The following is a 16,698-nucleotide window of genomic DNA, read 5'->3' on the forward strand; positions in this document are numbered from 1 at the left end:
GGGGCCGGGCCGGTCAGTAACGGCGGCCGGCGGCCTTGAGCGCGGCCTCGCGTTCGAGGCCGCGCACTTCCTTGACCATCTTGGACTTGATGCGGTTGCGCTTGAGCGGCGACAGGTATTCGACGAACACCTTGCCCAGCAGGTGGTCCATCTCGTGCTGGATGCAGACCGCCATCAGGCCGTCGGCCTCGAGCTCGAATTCCTTGCCGTGCTGGTCGAGGGCGCGCACCTTGACGCGCGCCGGCCGCTCGACGCCGTCGTAGATGCCGGGCACCGACAGGCAGCCTTCGTCGTAGACCTGCTTTTCCTCGCTGGCCCAGGTGATCTCGGGATTGACGAACACCTTCAGGTCGTCCTTGGTCTCGGAGATGTCGACCAGCACCAGCTGCTCGTGCACGTCGACCTGGCTGGCGGCCAGTCCGACGCCGGGCGCGTCGTACATGGTCTCGGCCATGTCGGTCACCAGTTTGCTCAGGCGATCGCCGAATTCGGTCACCGGCTTGGCCACCTTGTGCAGGCGGGGATCGGGATAGCGCAGGATGTTCAGTAAGGCCATAGGTCGGACAACTCGGTAGTAATTGAATAAGGGTTTGACTGCGCCACACAAATTTAATGCCCTAAATCAACAAAAACGCAACAGATCGGCCACAGGGCCGAGCGTGGTTTATCTTGCTAGTTCAAGGATTTATGTGCAGAATTTGATCCAGTAGGGCAACCTTTTCATCCGTCTGCGGGATGCAAGGGGCCGGCGTTTGCCGATGCCCATGCCTTGATGGCGGGCGCCAGGCGCAGCCAGCAATGCCGTTTTCATGCCGCATTTTACGGACAACTTAATGAAAAATTTTATCACAGTCGGCACGCGCATCGCTTGCGCCGCGCTATTTGCGTGCGCTGCGGCGAGCCCGGTTCAAGCCGCCACATGTGAGTTCCGTCCGAATGCCCCGGACCAGCACCTGGTGGTGCGCGGCGATACGCTGTGGGACATTTCGGGCAAATTCCTCGAGCATCCGTGGTGCTGGCCGCAGGTGTGGGGCATGAACCGCGACGAGATCCGCAATCCGCACTGGATCTATCCGGGCCAGATCGTTTACTTCGACCGCAAGACCGGGCGCCTGACGCTCAACAAGCCGGGCTCCGGCGACGCCGACGGCATCGCCGGCACCACGCGCCTGTCGCCGCAGATCCGCACCGAAGGCCTGGGCATCGACGCGGTGCAGTCGATCGCGTCCGGCCTGATCGAGCCCTTCCTGTCGATGCCGCTGATCGTCGAGACCAACGAGCTGGAGACGGCGCCGCGCATCGCCGCGGCCGAAGAGGGCCACGTTTACATCGGCAAGGACGACAAGATTTACGTGCGCGGCGCGCTGAAGGGCGGCACCTCGTTCCAGGTGTTCCGCCCGGGCACGCCGCTGCGCGACCCGGACAGCGGCCGCGTGCTGGCCTACGAAGCGGTGTACCTCGGCACCGCCGCGCTGCGCGCCGAAGCGAAGCCGGGCGTCGACGTGCACACCTTCACAGTGTCGAGCTCGAAACAGGAAATGGGCGTGGGCGACCGCCTGCTGCCGGCGCCGCCCACGCCGATCCGCAACTACGTGCCGCACCAGCCGGAGCGCCAGATCGGCGCGCGCGTGCTGGGCATCTACTCGGGCGTGACCTACGCCGGCCAGAACCAGGTGGTCAGCATCAATCGCGGTTCGCTTGACGGACTCGATGTCGGCGCCGTGCTGCAGCTGTACCATTTTGGGAAGACCATCGCCGACCCGGGCGGCAACAAGGGCCTGTTCGGCATGGGCAAGACGATGATCAAGCTGCCCGACGAGCAGGTCGGGACACTGTTCATCTTCCGCGTGTTCAAGCACGTTTCCTACGGCCTGATCATGCAAACGACGCAGCCGGTGGAAGTCGGCGACGTGGCAAGATCACCGGAGTAAAACCGCCGTGCAGGACACGGACCTTCGCCCCCCGATCGATGCGGCCGCACTGGCCGCCTGGATGCGCCTGGAACAGACCCCGGGCGTCGGGGCGGCGACGATCCGCTCTCTCATCGCCGAGTTCGGCTCCCCGCAAGCCATCCTCGACGGCGCGCCGCGCAAGTGGCCGGCCCCGTCCGCCGAGCACCATCGCCAGGTCGAGCGCGCCCGCGACTGGCTGGGCCGCCCCGGCCATCATCTGATTACCCTGACCGACCCGGATTATCCGGCCTTGCTGCTGCAGATCCCCGATCCGCCGCCGCTGCTGTTCGCGGCCGGCCGCGTCGACCTGCTGGCGGCGCCCGCGCTGGCGATCGTCGGCAGCCGCAACGCCTCCCGGCAGGGCGTTGCCAACGCCGAGGTGTTCGCAGCGGCCCTCAGCTGCGCCGGGCTGACCATCGTGTCGGGGCTGGCGCTGGGCATCGACGCGGCCGCCCACACCGGCGGGCTGCACGGCGCCAGCTCCACCGTCGCGGTGATCGGCACCGGGCCCGACATCGCCTACCCGGCGCGCAACCGCGCCCTGTGGCAGCGCATCGCCGAAGAGGGCTGCGTGGTCAGCGAGCATGCGCCGGGCACGCCGCCGCTGCCGCATCACTTCCCGCGCCGCAACCGCATCCTCAGCGGGCTGTCCGAGGGCGTGCTGGTGGTGGAAGCGGCCGCGCAGTCCGGCTCGCTGATCACGGCGCACCTGGCGATCGAGCAGGGGCGCGACGTGTTCGCCATTCCCGGTTCGATCCACGCGTCGCTGGCCAAGGGCTGCCATCAGCTGATCAAGGAAGGGGCCAAGCTGGTTGAAACGGCGGCCGATGTGCTGGGCGAATTGCGCCAGGTGCTGGTTGCGGCGGCGCCCGCGCCCGCGCTGGACGGCCATCCCTTGCTGGCCGCGCTGGGCCACGATCCGGTCGGGCAGGACGAGCTGGCGCGGCGGGCCGGGTTGGCGCCGGCGGAGCTGAGCCTGGTGCTGCTCGAGCTGGAGCTGGCGGGAAAGGTCGAAAGGCTGCCGGGCGGCCTGGTGCAGCGCCTGGTGCGCTGATTGCTACTGTTTGATCTCGCGCTCGTGGCGGATGCCGAGGCGATCGAGCTCGCCGATGAACTCGTTCGAATAAATGCTGTCGAGCGCAGGCTGGGGAAACTCGATCAGCCCGCCGCGCGCCGCGCTGTGCGGCGCCGCCGCCATGATTGCGCGTTCGCCGGCGCTCCACAGCCGCTGCAGGTGCGCCAGCGCGAGCGGGCTGTCGCGCAAGTGTGCATACGCGCTCGGATGCTGCGCGCGCACCGCTTTCAGGTAGCACAGCACGTACAGCATCATGTCGGCGCTGCCACCCACGCTGCCGTCGAGCTTGACGACGCCTTCGGCCCGAAAGCGCGCATACAGCGGCGTTGCCGCCAGGGCCTGCTCCAGCTGCGCCGCGCCGACGTAGGCGTTCAGCTCGTCGAGCAGGGTGGTGAAGTCGTTGCCGGCGGCCGCCGGCGTCTGCACCATGTAGGTCTGGTAGCGGCCCGGCTGCCCGGACTTGAAGCGCGCCGGCACCAGCGGCGCGGCGATCGGATAGGGCGGGGTGGTGCCGCGCACGATCTCGGTCGGCCAGCTGCGGCCCTCGAACACGTAGGTCGCCTTCTCGCCGGCGCAGGCCGACAAGGTCATGTCGAGCGCGTGGTTGGCTTCGTGGAACGCGGTCGCCACCGAATTGAAATCGATCTTGCCATTGTGCCGCAGCCACCACAGCACCTCCTCGCCGGCGCCCGCGAGCGTACGCGCGACCTGCGGCGAGTGAGGCGTCGGCAGCACCGCCAGCAAGGCGGCGCCATCGGGCGTGCGGTCGATGGCCCCCGCCGGCGCGCCGGCCAGCATCCGGGCGCAATCGGCGCGGCCATACACGGGCCGGGCGCCGGCCGGCGCCAGGGCGTGCGCGCCGTTGGCGCAGAGCAATGCGGTCAGCGCGAGGCAGCGGTAAATGCGGGTCATGCAGTCCTTTGGTCGATTCTGGCGGCCTGATTGTAGGGCAACTACGCCGGGAAGGGCCGTTCGCCGCGCGCCACTTGTGCCGCGATGGCCTTAACTGATAGAGTAGAGCCATGTTCGATATCCTGGTCTACCTGTACGAAACCTACTACCGCCCGGACGCCTGTCCGGAGCCGGAGGCGTTGGCGCGCAAGCTGTCGGCGGTCGGTTTCGACGATGTCGAAATCTCCGAAGCGCTGTCCTGGCTGACCGACCTGACCGAAATGGCCGGCGCCGAGCACAGCGCCGTCACCGCCTCGACCGGCACGCGCTTCTACGTCGGCCAGGAATTCGACACGCTGGGCCGCGGCGCGGTCGGCTTCATCCAGTTCCTCGAGAGCGCCAATGTGATCAGCGCCCTGCAACGCGAGATCGTCATCGAGCGCGCGCTGGCGCTGGGCGAATCGCCGGTCAGCCTCGGCAAGCTGAAAATCATCGTGCTGATGCTGCTGTGGAGCCAGGGCAAGGAGCCGGACGCGCTGATGTTCGACGACCTGTTCGGCTCCGACGACGAGCAATCCCCGCGCCTGCTGCACTAGGCGCTGCCGCGCCATTTCCTGTTGTTTTGGACAGCCGGGCCGGCACAGCCCCCTTGCGAACCGGCGCGCAACCCGCTTATCATTGGCCGCACCTTACGGGTTACCAATAAGATATCTGGACCAAAAAACCAGTGCCCCGGCGAAGCCATGTATCATGCGCCAGCCGAATCAACTAAATAAGTACGACGAGAACACATATGACAAAAACCCTCATCATCGCCGAGAAGCCTTCAGTCGCGAACGATATCGCCAAGACGCTGGGCGGCTTCACCAAGCACGATGAGTATTTCGAGTCGGACGAGTACGTGCTGTCGTCGGCCGTCGGCCACCTGCTGGAAATCGCGGTGCCGGAAGAGCATGACGTCAAGCGCGGCAAATGGAGCTTCGCGCACCTGCCGATGATTCCGCCGTACTTCGCGCTGAACCCGATCGCCAAGACCGAGGCGCGCCTGAAGGTGCTCAACAAGCTGATCAAGCGCAAGGACGTCACTTCCCTGATCAACGCATGCGACGCCGGCCGCGAGGGTGAACTGATCTTCCGCCTGATCCAGCAGAACGCAAAAGCCAAGCAGCCGGTCAAGCGCCTGTGGCTGCAGTCGATGACGGCCGGCGCGATTCGCGACGGCTTCCAGAACCTGCGCAGCGACGAAGAGATGCTGCCGCTGGCCGACGCCGCGCGCTGCCGCTCGGAAGCGGACTGGCTGATCGGCATCAACGGCACCCGCGCGATGACCGCGTTCAACTCGAAAGAGGGCGGCTTCTACCTGACCACCGTGGGCCGCGTGCAGACGCCGACCCTGTCGATCGTGGTCGAGCGCGAAGAGAAGATCAAGAAATTCGTCGCGCGCGACTACTGGGAAGTGCGCGCCGAGTTCATCTGCGCGGCCGGCGTCTACGAAGGCCGCTGGCTCGACCAGTCGTTCAAGAAGGACGAGAACGATCCGGAGAAGCGCCCGGAGCGCCTGTGGAGCAAGGCCGCCGCCGACACCATCGCGATGGCCTGCAAGGGCCGCCAGGGCAATGTGACGGAAGAGTCGAAGCCGACCACGTCGATGGCGCCCGGCCTGTTCGACCTGACCAGCCTGCAGCGCGAGGCTAACGGCCGCTTCGGTTTCTCGGCCAAGAACACGCTGGGCCTGGCCCAGGCGCTGTACGAAAAGCACAAGGTGCTGACTTACCCACGTACCGATTCGCGCCACCTGCCGGAAGACTACATCGCCACCGTCAAGGAGACGCTGGCGTCGCTGGCCGAGAACAACAATTACCACCAGTTCGCCAAGCAGATCACCGACAAGGGCTGGGTCAAGCCGAACAAGCGCATCTTCGACAACACCAAGATCTCGGACCACTTCGCGATCATCCCGACCGGCGTGGCGCCGAAGAACTTGTCCGAGCCGGAACAGAAGCTGTACGACCTGGTGACGCGCCGCTTCATGGCGGTGTTCTTCCCGGCCGCCGAGTTCCAGGTGACGACCCGCTACACCGAAGTGTCCGGCCACCAGTTCAAGACCGAAGGCAAGGTCATGACCAACGCCGGCTGGATGGCGATCTACGGCAAGGACACCACCACCGCCGACGACAAGGACAACGCCGGCACGCTGGTGCCTGTGGCCAAGGGCGAGAAGGTGCATACCGAGAAAGTCACGGCCAACGGCCTGGTCACCAAGCCGCCCGCGCGCTACACGGAAGCGACCTTGCTGTCGGCCATGGAAGGCGCCGGCAAGCTGATCGACGACGACGAACTGCGCGACGCGATGGCCGGCAAGGGCCTGGGCACGCCGGCAACGCGCGCGGCGATCATCGAGGGCCTGCTGGGCGAGCGCTACCTGCTGCGCGAAGGCCGCGAGCTGATGCCGACCGCCAAGGCGGCGCAGCTGATGACCTTGCTGCGCGGGCTGGGCGTGAACGAGCTGACGGCGCCCGAGCTCACCGGCGAGTGGGAATACAAGCTGTCGCAGATGGAGAAGGGCAAAATCTCGCGCGAGCAGTTCATGCTCGAGATCGAGAAGATGACCCAGATCATCGTCAAGCGCGCCAAGGAATACAACAACGACACCATCCCGGGCGACTACGCGACCCTGACGACGCCGTGCCCGAACTGCGGCGGCGTGGTCAAGGAAAACTACCGTCGTTTCGCCTGCACCAAGTGCGACTTCAACATGAGCAAGACGCCGGGCAGCCGGCAGTTCGAGATCGCCGAAGTCGAGGAATTGCTGAAGAACCGCACGATCGGTCCGATGCAGGGTTTCCGCTCGAAGATGGGACGGCCGTTCGCGGCGATCCTGCGCATCGTGCGCGACGAGGACATCAACAATTTCAAGCTGGAGTTCGACTTCGGCCAGAACGACGAGGAAGGCGAGAACGGCGAGGGCGTCGACTTCACCGGCCAGACGCCGCTCGGACCGTGCCCGAAATGCAACGCGGGCGTCTACGAGATGGGCCTGGCGTATGTGTGCGAGCACAGCGTGGCCAAGCCGAAGACCTGCGATTTCCGCAGCGGCCGCATCATCCTGCAGCAGGAGATACTGCCCGAGCAGATGGCCAAGCTGCTCAACGACGGCAAGACCGACCTGATGCCGGGCTTCGTGTCGCAGCGCACGCGCCGGCCGTTCAAGGCCTTCCTGGTCAAGGGCAAGGACGGCAAGATCAGCTTCGAGTTCGAGCCGCGCAAGGAAAAAGCGCCGGCAAAAGGCAAGGCGAAGCCGGTAGCGGACCAGGGCGGGGAAGAGGCGGCGGTCAAGCCGGCGGCGAAGAAGGCGGCGGCGAAGAAGCCGGCGGTCAAGAAAGCTGCGGCGAAGAAACCTGCGGCCAAGAAAGCTGCGGCCAAGAAGGCTGCGCCGAAGGAATAAGCCGGCGCGGGGTCAGGTCCGCCGGACCTGACCCGAGCCCTTGGGCTGCGGCGCTGATCCCCAAATGAAAAAACCGCGTGCCTGCGAAGGGACGCGGTTTTTTTATGCGCGGACGACGATTACTCGTGCCACTCTTCCTGCAGGGCCTTGATCGCCGCTTCGCCATTGCGGATCGCCTTGACCCGGCTGACGATCTCGTTGCGCCATGCCTCGTCGGCATCCTGGTCCACCGCGCCGTCGATGTCGAGCAACAGCAAACGCAACAGGTCGTTTTTCTCGGCGCTGGTCAACAGCTTCAGTTTTCCGGCAATCTCGGCGACAAGGGTGGACATAGTGGCAACTCCCAAAAGCGTGATTATTTGAATTATTTCCTAAGTCTAACGCATTTCCACATCAATCAGGTTATCCGAAGGCTTCTTGTCGATTAATTTATTGTCGGGATCGATTCCAGCCTTGCCCGGACGGCTGGCCACCACCATCGTGACCGTCACTTCCTTGCGGTCCACCAGGCGCCGTTCGCGCAGCAACGGGTTACCGTCCTTGTCGTCCACGCCGAACTCGACCATGTCCTTCAGCGGCATGTCCTGCTCGTCGCCCAGTTCGCCCGCCCTGACCTTGGCCGCGCTGGCCGTCAGGGTGACGACGTAGCTGCCGTCGGCGCGCCGCACGGCGCTGGCTTGGGTGGCGCGGTTTTCATACAACACGATGCCGTAGAACAGGTCGTCGACCAGGTAAGCCAGCTCCGGAGGGGTGACGCGCCGCAATTCCGCCGTCAGTGCGGTGACGTTCGGATACGGCGCCGCATGGAAAGCGTACCGCACAAGCATTTCATGCAGCGCACTGTTGACTTTTTCTTCGCCGACCAGGTCCTGCAGCAGGTACATCGCCAGGCCCCCCTTGCGGTAATGGATGTATTTCTGGTTCTCGTTCTGGGCCAGCGGCAACTCGCGCCGGTTCTCCCCCGCGCGCCCCATCAGGTAGCGGTCGAGGTTGTAGCGCAGGAAGCGCCGCATCTTGGCCGGCCCGACGGTCTTCTTCATCACCATCAGCGCCGAATATTCGGCCAGCGTTTCGGACAGCACCGTGCCGCCGCGGGTCTCGGCGCCGATCAGCTGGTGGCCCCACCACTGGTGCGCCACTTCATGCGCCGTCACGTACAGCGGATAGTCGATGTCCTTCGGGTTCTTGTCGTCGACCTTGGCGATGAAGCCGACCGCTTCCGAAAACGGGATCGTGTTCGGGTAGGACTGGGCGAACATCTGGTAGCGCGGGAACTCGACGATGCGCAGCAGCTTGTACTGGTAGGGGCTGAAGCTGGCCGTGTTGTAATCGAGCGCGGCGCGGGCGCCCTTGATGATGCGGTCGAGGTTGAAATCGTGGCCCGGATGGTAGTACAGGTCGATCGTCACGTCCTGCCAGCGCTCGTGGCGCACCTCGTACTTCGCCGACTGGAAGGCGTAGAAATTGAGGATCGGCTTGTCCATCCTGTAGTGGAAATAGCGGCGGCCCTGGCTGATCCATTCGCGCTCGAGGGTGCCGGGCGCGATCGCCATCTGGTCCGGGCTGGTGCTGACGATGGCGTCGAAATTGATCCAGTCGGCGTCGTTGGCCAGGTAGCTGTTGGCGGCCCCTTGCGGATCGGCCGCCGCCTTCATCGGCGCGCGCGGCGCCAGGCCGTGGCGCTTGCGGTCGCGCTCGTCCGTCAGCTCGGCGTTCGGCTGGTAGCCGATGCGCGGCAGCGCGTCGTTGCCGAAGAAAGTGCCGTTGCCGACCACGGGCGTGTCCATGCCGAGGCCGAGGATGCCTTGCGGCGCGTCGGTCAGGTCGAATTCGAGCGCCATCCTGGCGCCGGGCTCGAGCGGGGCGGCCAGGCGCCAGGCGTAGAAGCCGCGCTCTTTGTCGGCCAGCAGCAGGCGCGCGCCGGGCGAGAAGTGCATCGCCAGCTTGCTGGTGCGTGCCTGGTGGACGAAGATTTCGGCGATCGGCGCGCCGCTGCGGTTTTCCAGCTGGTAGTAGCCGCGCACGCGCAGGGTGCGCTGTTCGGGCACGATGTCGACCTGCAGTTTGACGTCGACGATGCGCGGCTGCGGCGCCGCGGCGAACTGCTTGTAGCGCTGCTCGTACTCGGCGCGCGACTGGTCCTTGCGCCAGGCGGTCTGGAAGTCGTTGGCGACCTGCAGGTTGTAGTACAGCAGCGCGCCGGCGCCGACGAAAATCGCCAGCCCCGCGCAGAACATCGCCAGCACCGGCACGGTCAGGTTGCGGCGCGCCAGTTGCAGGCGGCTGCCCATTTCGGCGTTGTAGCCGCGCGGCCAGAACACCACCGACAGCACCAGCAGCATCAGCGCGGCGCCGCCCCAGTACAGCTCGAACCAGCGTTCGCGCAGCAGGTAGTGGCCCCAGCCGTTCATGGCAGAGTAGATGAAGTCGGGCGAGGTGCCGTACAGCAGCAACGGATGGTCGAGGCCGAACGAGCTGGCCGTCAAGGTCGCGGCGTAGTACAGGATCATCGCGAAGAACGCCAGGTACTTTTGATCGATCAGCACCTGCAGCGCGATCGCCAGCACCGCAACCAGTGCGTACTGCGGCAGCTTGATCAGGAACAGCGCCTGGAAATACAGGCCCGGCTCGAGCGCGAAGTAGCCCTTGAACAGCTGGATCAGCATGCCGCACACCATGGCGATGAGCAGCATCAGCGCCTGCAGCGCGACCAGGCTGAGGGTCTTGCCCAGCAGCGGCAGCCAGCTCGGCACCGGCATCGCGTCGAGCATCTGGGCGACGCGCGCCTCGCGCTCGCGCCAGATCAGCTCGCCGGCGAAGAAGGTGGTGATCACCAGCATGACCAGCGTGTAGGCTTCGCCGATCATTTCCAGCACCTGGTAGGTGACGGGGTAGGTGTTGGTGCCGTAGATCGAGCCGAGGCCGAGCGAGCTGGCGAACAGCAGCAGGATGCCGGCCAGCGCGATGGCCAGGAAGTAGACGTTCTTGACCGACTCGCGCAGGTTCAGCCAGGCCGACTGCAGCAACAGAGCGGCCAGGCTGCGGCCGGCGAAGTCGGGCTGCTCGCGGGTGGCGACGGCGGCGCCGGACAGGCGCGGCGCCGCTTCGCCCTCGGGCCGGTGGGCGGCGCGGCTGTCGACCGTGCTGACGAAGTGGAAGCGCCAGTAGCCAAGCAGCAGCACGGCCAGCGCGAAGCCCGACCAGATCAGGCGGTTGATCAGGTAGACGCCGTCGAACGGAATCGCGCGCGCGTTCTTCTCGGCGATGGTCCAATACTCGGTCATGCGGATCAGCGAGGTGGTGCCGAACGGGTCGATCAGCGCGGCCAGGGTCTTGTAGTCGAGGTCGCGCGCCAGCGAGGGTGCGACGATGTAGCCGATCATCATCACCACGCCGGCGACGTAGACCGGCAGCATGCGCCGGGTCAGCGCGGCGAGCACGAAGAACAGGGCGCCGAAGATGAACAGGTTGGGCAGCAGGGTCAGGAAATAAGGGCGCAGGTACAGCGACAGCGAGGCCGGGCCCAGCCGCTCCGGCTCGATGCCGGGGAGGAAAGTGCCCAGCCAGGCGCCCAGCACGATGCTGGAAAACACCACCGCGAGTGTCAGGTAGGCGCCGAGGAAGCGGCCGAACACGTAGGCGTGCTTGCCGATCGGCGCGCTGAAGAAGAAGTGGTGCATGTCGTACTCGAAGTCCTGTTGCACCGAGCGGCCCATCATCGCCGCGACGACGATCACGCCCAGGCTGCCGAGGACGGCGCAGGTCAGGTCGATCGAACGGGGCGCGTTGATGAAGACCTTGCCGCCGAAGCTGATCACGGCTTCCTTGAACACGCCGCCGGCGGCGGCCATCCACAGCATCGCCAGCGCCAGGAACATGGCGAAATACACCCAGGTCGAGAGCAACTTGAGCCGCTGCCTGGCCTCGAAAAACGCAATTGCCAGCATGATCGGCCTTAGCAGTTGCTGGCGGCCACGTGGCGCCCGGCGATGGTGGCAAAGTAGACGTCGTCGAGGTCGGCGCGCGCCGGCTCGAAACCGTTGCCCGGGTCGCTCTCGGCGTAGGCGTGGATCAGGGTGCGGCCGGTCAGCAGGCGCGACGAGATCACGGCGTACTGCTGCTGGAACGCGGCCAGCTCGTGCTTGGCGACGAAGCGGCTCCAGATCTTGCCGTCGATGTCGGCGATCAGCTTTTGCGGCTCGCCGCACAGCAGCACGTGGCCCTTGTTGATGATCGCCATGTTGGCGCACAGGTCGGCGACGTCGGACACGATGTGGGTCGACAGCAGCACGGTCTTGTCGTCGCCGATGTCGGACAGCAGGTTGTGGAACCGCACCCGCTCCTGCGGGTCGAGGCCGGCGGTCGGCTCATCGACGATGATGAGCCGGGGATCGCCCAATAACGCCTGGGCGATCCCGAACCTCTGGCGCATGCCGCCGGAAAAGCCGCCGAGGCGCTGGTGGCGGACTTCGAAAAGATTGGTCTGCTGCAATAGTCCATCGACCACTTCGCGCCGGCGCGCCTTGTTCGACAGGCCCTTCAGGACTGCGAAATGGTCGAGCAGTTCGTAAGCGGTCACTTTCGGGTAGACGCCGAAGTCCTGCGGTAGATAGCCGAGCAGGCGGCGGATCTCATCCTTTTCGTCGAGTACGTCGAGGTCGCCGAAGAACACCGAGCCGGAATCGCATTCCTGCAAGGTGGCCAGGGTCCGCATCAAGGTCGACTTGCCGGCGCCGTTCGGGCCGAGCAAGCCGAACATCCCCGCCGGGATGGTGAGGGTGACCTTGTCCAGGGCAACCACGCCATTGGCGTAGGTCTTGGACAAATTGCGGATGCGTAATTCCATGCGTTGACTCCTGGGCCTGATTCCGTGCGAAGCCCTGCCAACCGAACTGACGAGCTTCTCGATAATTGCATTGTATAAAATTTATGGCGCGCAGGGCGTGCTCTTGCGACAGTCGGCGCTTTGGGGCGCCCAGAGTGCGCAATCAGTGGAGCAGGGGAGGTGCTGCCGGCCCCGGGTTGGTCGCCGCCGCGTGACGAGGTCAGGTATTCGCCGTATTCGGCTCGACGCCGATGTGCAGGGTGTTGCCGACGAAGCTGTACGGCGGCACTTCGAGGTTGCGCGGCGCCGGCACGTTGCGGTAGACACGCCCGGCCAGGTCGAAGCGCGAGCCATGGCAGGGGCAATAGAAGCCGCCGGGCCAGTCCGGTCCCAGGTCGGCCGGCGCGACGTCGGGCCGGAAGCCCGGGATGCAGCCAAGGTGGGTGCACACCGCGGTGGCGACGAAAAACTCCGGGCGCACCGAGCGGGTGGCGTTGTGGGCGTAGAAGGGCTGCTGGTTTTCGTCCGACTTCGGGTCGGCCAGGTCGCCGTCGTGCTTGCCCAGCTGCGCCACCATCGCGGGTGTGCGGTGCAGGATCCAGACCGGCCGGCCGCGCCACTCGACCGTGGTCAGCGTACCCGGCGCGACAGTGGCGAGGTCCACCTCGACCGGTCCGCCGGCGGCGCGCGCTCGCTCGCTGGGGCTCATGCTCTTGACGAAAGGAATGGCGGTGGCGACCAGGCCGAGGCTGGCCATCGCGCTGGTGGCCACGCCGAGGAACTGGCGACGCGGATTGAGGGGCAGGGTCCGGTTCATGGCGACCTCCTTGGGTTGGCGGGACAGAATCCGGCGAACCTGATTTCATTCTAGGTCAGTTTGACCGCAAAACTCGTCCAAAGTTGTCCGAATTGTGGATAATGCCCGCATGGATACTGCCATTCAAGAGAACATTCTCGCGGTCATGCGCGACGCCCGCGACCGCGACGAATCCCTGGCCTGGTTCCGCACCGCGGTCGGGCTGCATTACCTGGCCGCGATGGTGCGTCCGGAGGCGATCGACTTCAAGCAAGTGGACCGGGCCTACAACCGCTTCATCTATCACGCGATCGGCAAAGGCCACAGCATCGCCAGCGCGCTGCAGTTCATGAGCGGCGGCAAGGTGGTGCCGGTGGTGGACTCGGCGCGCTTTACCGCCGCGTTCGCCGCCCATTGCCCGGAGGTACCGATCGATACCATCGGCTTTTTGCTGTCGCTGAACCTGGGCGTGGCCAAGGCGATTTCCAAGCTGGACGTGGGCGGCCCGGTGCTGGACTGGATCGAAAAGCAGAACCTGGCGGCGCAGCCGGGCGACCCGGCCTTGCCCGGCATCCTATAATGGCGTTTTTGACAGCTTTACAAGGTCGTCCATGAACGCCAATCCGAATCTGCATCCCCTCGACAACCTGATCAGCGGCTTCGACAAGGCCCTGCGCGTGATTTCCGGCGTGGCCACGGCGACCCGGCCGAATCCCGCGGCGCACGCCGAAGACGTCAACCTGGAAGGCGCCGACCTGCGCCGCAGCGCGGGGCTGATGCGGGTCAACCACGTGGGCGAAGTGTGCGCGCAGGCACTGTACGACGCGCAGGCCCGCTTTGCCAAGACCGACGCCATGCGCACCCAGTTCGAGCAGGCCGGGCGCGAGGAAGAGGATCACCTGGCGTGGACCGCGCAGCGTTTGCGCGAGCTGGGCACGCAGCCGAGTTTGCTCAATCCCTTGTGGTATGCCGGCGCCTACACGCTGGGCGCGGTGGCGGCGCACCTGGGCGATGCGCGCAGCCTGGGCTTCGTGGTCGAGACCGAGCGCCAGGTCGAGGCGCACCTGAACAGCCACCTGGTCGACTTGCCGGCGCAGGACGCAAAGTCGCGCGCGATCGTCGCCCAGATGCGCACGGACGAGGCGCAGCATGGCGCGGCGGCGCAATCGCTGGGGGCGGTGGAGGTGCCGGGACCGGCGCGCGCCGCGATGACGGCGATGGCGAAGGTGATGACCAGTACCGCTTACTACATCTAAGCGCTGAAGATGGGTCGGGGCCGCAGCACCAGACCCCTTGTTTATGCTTCGACGATCTCGAAGGAATGGGTCATCTCGGCCATCTTGGCCAGCATGATCGACGCCGAGCAGTATTTGTCGTGCGACAGGCTGACCGCGCGCTCGACGGTTGCCGGCTTGAGGTTCTTGCCCGTGACGATGAAATGGAAGTGGATCCTGGTGAAGACTTTCGGATCGACGTCCGCGCGCTCGGCCTTGAGCGTGACGTCGCAGCCGCGCACGTCTTCACGGCCGCGCTTGAGGATCAGCACGACGTCGTAGGCGGTGCAGCCGCCGGTGCCCAGTAGCACCATCTCCATCGGCCGCGGCGCCAGGTTGTGGCCGCCGCCTTCGGGCGCGCCGTCCATGTTGACCATGTGGCCGGAGCCGGTCTCGGCCCGGAAACTCATGCCCGACGGGCCGTTCCAGCTGACTTTCACTTCCATCGCGCTCTCTCGTAAAAAAGGGTCTGACCCCTCGGGGTCAGACCCAGGTGTAGTGGCTATTATTGTAGCGTCTACACGCCAAGCACGTAGGCCTCGCTCTTCATGCGCCAGCTGGCGAATGCGGCCGCGGCCAGCGCCGGCAGCAGCGAGCTGAAAAACGTCAGCACGTACGGCAGCGAGCCGATGTCCTCGCCCTTGGCGATTTCGCGCAGCAAGGTCTGGTTCGACAGGATCGGCACCAGGTACATCCACAGCGCCGTCTTCAGCTCCATCATCGACACCACCACGCCGGGCAGCAGCGGCAGCAGCATCAGGAAGCTGAGCGTGCTCTGCGCTTCCTTGAACGACTTGGCGTTCATCGCCACCGCGATCTGGATCGCCGCGGCGAACAGCGAAAGCGGAATCGACGCCAGGATCACGCGCGCCAGGTCGGCCGTCGTCACACGCCACGACATGCCGATTTCTTCCAGCGGCAGCCAGGTCAGGATGCCGTGCGCCAGCAGCAGGCCGAAGGTGACGCCGATCAGCGACAGGCTGGCCGCGGCCATCCACTTGCCGACCACCAGTTCCCACGCGTGCGCCGGCTGCGACATCAGCACCTCGAGCGAGCGCCGTTCGCGTTCGCCGGCGGTGCTGTCGACCGCGGCCGACAAGCCGCAGATAAAGGCGGGGAAGAACAGCAGGCCGAGGATGCTGCCGATCAGGCCGGCCGAACGCGCCGCGGTGCTGCCGGTGTCGTAGCGCTGCAGCAGCACCGGCTGCACCAGCACCGGCGACACGCCATGCGCCAGCAGCCGCGCACCGGTCACGCTGGAACTGTAGGCGCGGATCACGTCCTCGATGTCGCGCTGGCGCTTGTCGTTGTCGGACGCCGAATCGAACCACAGTTCCATGCGCGCCGGGCGCATCGCCTGGTAGTTTTCCGCATACTTGTCGGTGAGGCGCAGCAGCGCGACCACCTTGCGCGCCTGCAGCAGCTCGGTGATCGCTTCCTCGCTCATCGGCGCGACCTCCTTGACCAGCACGTTCTTCTGCTTGAGCTGGGCCATCAGGTTGGGCGCTTGCTGCGCGCCGATCACGGCCAGCTCGATGCCTTCCCGCTCGGGCTTGGTGGCGCGCTTGATCGACTGGTTCAGGATGATGCCGAGCATGACCGGGTACATCAGCGTGAACAGCAGTAGCAGGCCGAGCGAGCGCTTGTCGCGCACGGTCTCGCGCAACTCCTTCAGGTAGACGATCTTCCATTTCGACTTCATGCGATTCCCTCTTCGGTGCCGACCAGGCTGACGAACGCGTCTTCCAGGCTGGCGATGCCGGTGCGCTCGCACAGCTGCTGCGGCGAGCCCTGCGCGACGGTGTGGCCTTTGGCGATGACGATGACGTCGTCGCACAGATGGGTGACTTCCTGCATGACGTGGGTGGCCATGATCACGCAGCAGCCGTCGGCGCGCAGGGTGTTGAGCGCGGTGCGCAAGGCGCGCGTGCTCATCACGTCGAGGCCGCGGCTCGGCTCGTCGAGCAGCAGGTGGCGCGGCCGGTGCAGCAGCGTCCGCGCCAGGGCCACCTTGATGCGCTGGCCCTGCGAGAAGCCCTTGCTGCGGCGCTCGAGGATGTCGGTCATCGCCAGCAGTTCCGACACTTCGTCGATGCGGCCGTTCAGGCTGGCGCCGTCCATGCCGTTCAATTCGCCGAAATAGCACAGGTACTCGCGCGTGCTGAGGCGTTCGTACAGGCCGAACTGGTCGGTCAGGAAGCCGATGTTCTTGCGCACGGCCATTGGATCCTTTTCGGGATCGACGCCGTCGATGCGGATCGTGCCGTGGTCGCGCTTGAGCAGGCCGACGAGCAGGCGCAACAGGGTGGTCTTGCCGGCGCCGTTCGGCCCCAGCAGCGCGGTGATCTGGCCGTCGCGCGCGGTGAAGCTGACCCCGCCCAGCGCCTGCACGGCGCCGAACTGTTTGCGCACATCTGTTGTTTCAATCATGTCGGTCTCG

15 protein-coding genes are annotated in these 16,698 nt (G+C 65.7%); 6 read left to right on the forward strand and 9 right to left on the reverse strand.

What is annotated here, in order from left to right; genetic code table 11:
* Positions 1-13: 13 nt before the first annotated feature.
* Positions 14-556, reverse strand: coding sequence for a peptide deformylase (gene def, locus AC1D02_RS00290; RefSeq protein WP_477312517.1), 543 nt, complete (start codon positions 554-556; stop codon positions 14-16).
* Positions 557-833: 277 nt separating this feature from the next.
* Here def and AC1D02_RS00295 point away from each other — a divergent pair, with 277 nt between their 5' ends.
* Together AC1D02_RS00295 and dprA are read left to right on the forward strand one after the other, a co-directional pair.
* Positions 834-1,931 (forward strand): LysM peptidoglycan-binding domain-containing protein, encoded by a 1,098-nt coding sequence (locus tag AC1D02_RS00295; RefSeq protein ID WP_477312519.1) that lies wholly within the window; start codon positions 834-836, stop codon positions 1,929-1,931.
* Positions 1,932-1,938: 7 nt separating this feature from the next.
* A complete protein-coding gene (dprA, locus tag AC1D02_RS00300) occupies positions 1,939-3,006 on the forward strand; it encodes a DNA-processing protein DprA (RefSeq protein WP_477312521.1) in 1,068 nt (355 codons plus the stop codon).
* Between the two features lie 3 nt (positions 3,007-3,009).
* Here the strand turns inward: dprA and AC1D02_RS00305 are convergent, their stop codons facing one another.
* On the reverse strand, positions 3,010-3,939 hold the full coding sequence (locus AC1D02_RS00305) for a hypothetical protein (protein WP_477312523.1): 930 nt from the start codon (positions 3,937-3,939) through the stop codon (positions 3,010-3,012).
* 110 nt (positions 3,940-4,049) lie between these two features.
* Between AC1D02_RS00305 and AC1D02_RS00310 the strand changes: the two genes are divergently transcribed.
* Both AC1D02_RS00310 and AC1D02_RS00315 read left to right on the forward strand, forming a co-directional pair.
* Positions 4,050-4,514, forward strand: coding sequence for a Smg family protein (locus AC1D02_RS00310; protein ID WP_477312525.1), 465 nt, complete (start codon positions 4,050-4,052; stop codon positions 4,512-4,514).
* A 197-nt stretch (positions 4,515-4,711) separates the two neighbouring features.
* Complete coding sequence (locus tag AC1D02_RS00315) at positions 4,712-7,363, forward strand: DNA topoisomerase III (protein WP_477312527.1); 2,652 nt, start codon at positions 4,712-4,714, stop codon at positions 7,361-7,363.
* A gap of 119 nt (positions 7,364-7,482) precedes the next feature.
* Here the strand turns inward: AC1D02_RS00315 and AC1D02_RS00320 are convergent, their stop codons facing one another.
* The 4 genes from AC1D02_RS00320 to petA form a co-directional block, all read right to left on the reverse strand.
* Complete coding sequence (locus AC1D02_RS00320) at positions 7,483-7,695, reverse strand: addiction module protein (RefSeq protein WP_477312529.1); 213 nt, start codon at positions 7,693-7,695, stop codon at positions 7,483-7,485.
* 45 nt (positions 7,696-7,740) lie between these two features.
* A complete protein-coding gene (locus AC1D02_RS00325) occupies positions 7,741-11,310 on the reverse strand; it encodes an ABC transporter permease/M1 family aminopeptidase (protein ID WP_477312531.1) in 3,570 nt (1,189 codons plus the stop codon).
* 8 nt (positions 11,311-11,318) lie between these two features.
* Complete coding sequence (locus AC1D02_RS00330; protein ID WP_477312533.1) at positions 11,319-12,209, reverse strand: ABC transporter ATP-binding protein; 891 nt, start codon at positions 12,207-12,209, stop codon at positions 11,319-11,321.
* Positions 12,210-12,408: 199 nt separating this feature from the next.
* Positions 12,409-13,005 (reverse strand): ubiquinol-cytochrome c reductase iron-sulfur subunit, encoded by a 597-nt coding sequence (gene petA / locus AC1D02_RS00335; protein WP_477312535.1) that lies wholly within the window; start codon positions 13,003-13,005, stop codon positions 12,409-12,411.
* A gap of 109 nt (positions 13,006-13,114) precedes the next feature.
* On the opposite strand from petA, the gene AC1D02_RS00340 reads away from it, so the two are divergent.
* Entirely contained in the window at positions 13,115-13,564 is a 450-nt protein-coding gene (locus AC1D02_RS00340; protein WP_477312537.1) for a hypothetical protein, read from the forward strand.
* A 31-nt stretch (positions 13,565-13,595) separates the two neighbouring features.
* A complete protein-coding gene (coq7, locus tag AC1D02_RS00345) occupies positions 13,596-14,240 on the forward strand; it encodes a 2-polyprenyl-3-methyl-6-methoxy-1,4-benzoquinone monooxygenase (protein ID WP_477312539.1) in 645 nt (214 codons plus the stop codon).
* Between the two features lie 41 nt (positions 14,241-14,281).
* Here the strand turns inward: coq7 and AC1D02_RS00350 are convergent, their stop codons facing one another.
* The 3 genes from AC1D02_RS00350 to AC1D02_RS00360 all read right to left on the reverse strand — a co-directional run bounded on the left by AC1D02_RS00350 (position 14,282) and on the right by AC1D02_RS00360 (position 16,688).
* Positions 14,282-14,704 carry an OsmC family protein gene (locus AC1D02_RS00350; RefSeq protein ID WP_477312541.1) on the reverse strand — a complete coding sequence of 141 codons (423 nt, stop codon included), beginning with the start codon at positions 14,702-14,704 and terminating at the stop codon, positions 14,282-14,284.
* Between the two features lie 71 nt (positions 14,705-14,775).
* The gene (locus AC1D02_RS00355; RefSeq protein ID WP_477312543.1) at positions 14,776-15,960 is read right to left on the reverse strand and encodes an ABC transporter permease; all 1,185 of its coding nucleotides are present in this window, start codon (positions 15,958-15,960) and stop codon (positions 14,776-14,778) included.
* Positions 15,957-16,688, reverse strand: a complete 732-nt coding sequence (locus tag AC1D02_RS00360) for an ABC transporter ATP-binding protein (RefSeq protein WP_477312545.1) — start codon at positions 16,686-16,688, stop codon at positions 15,957-15,959. Before AC1D02_RS00360 ends, AC1D02_RS00355 begins: the two co-directional genes overlap by 4 nt.
* Positions 16,689-16,698: the final 10 nt, after the last annotated feature.

The sequence above is a fragment of the Massilia sp. P1_C10 genome (genome assembly GCF_056406475.1).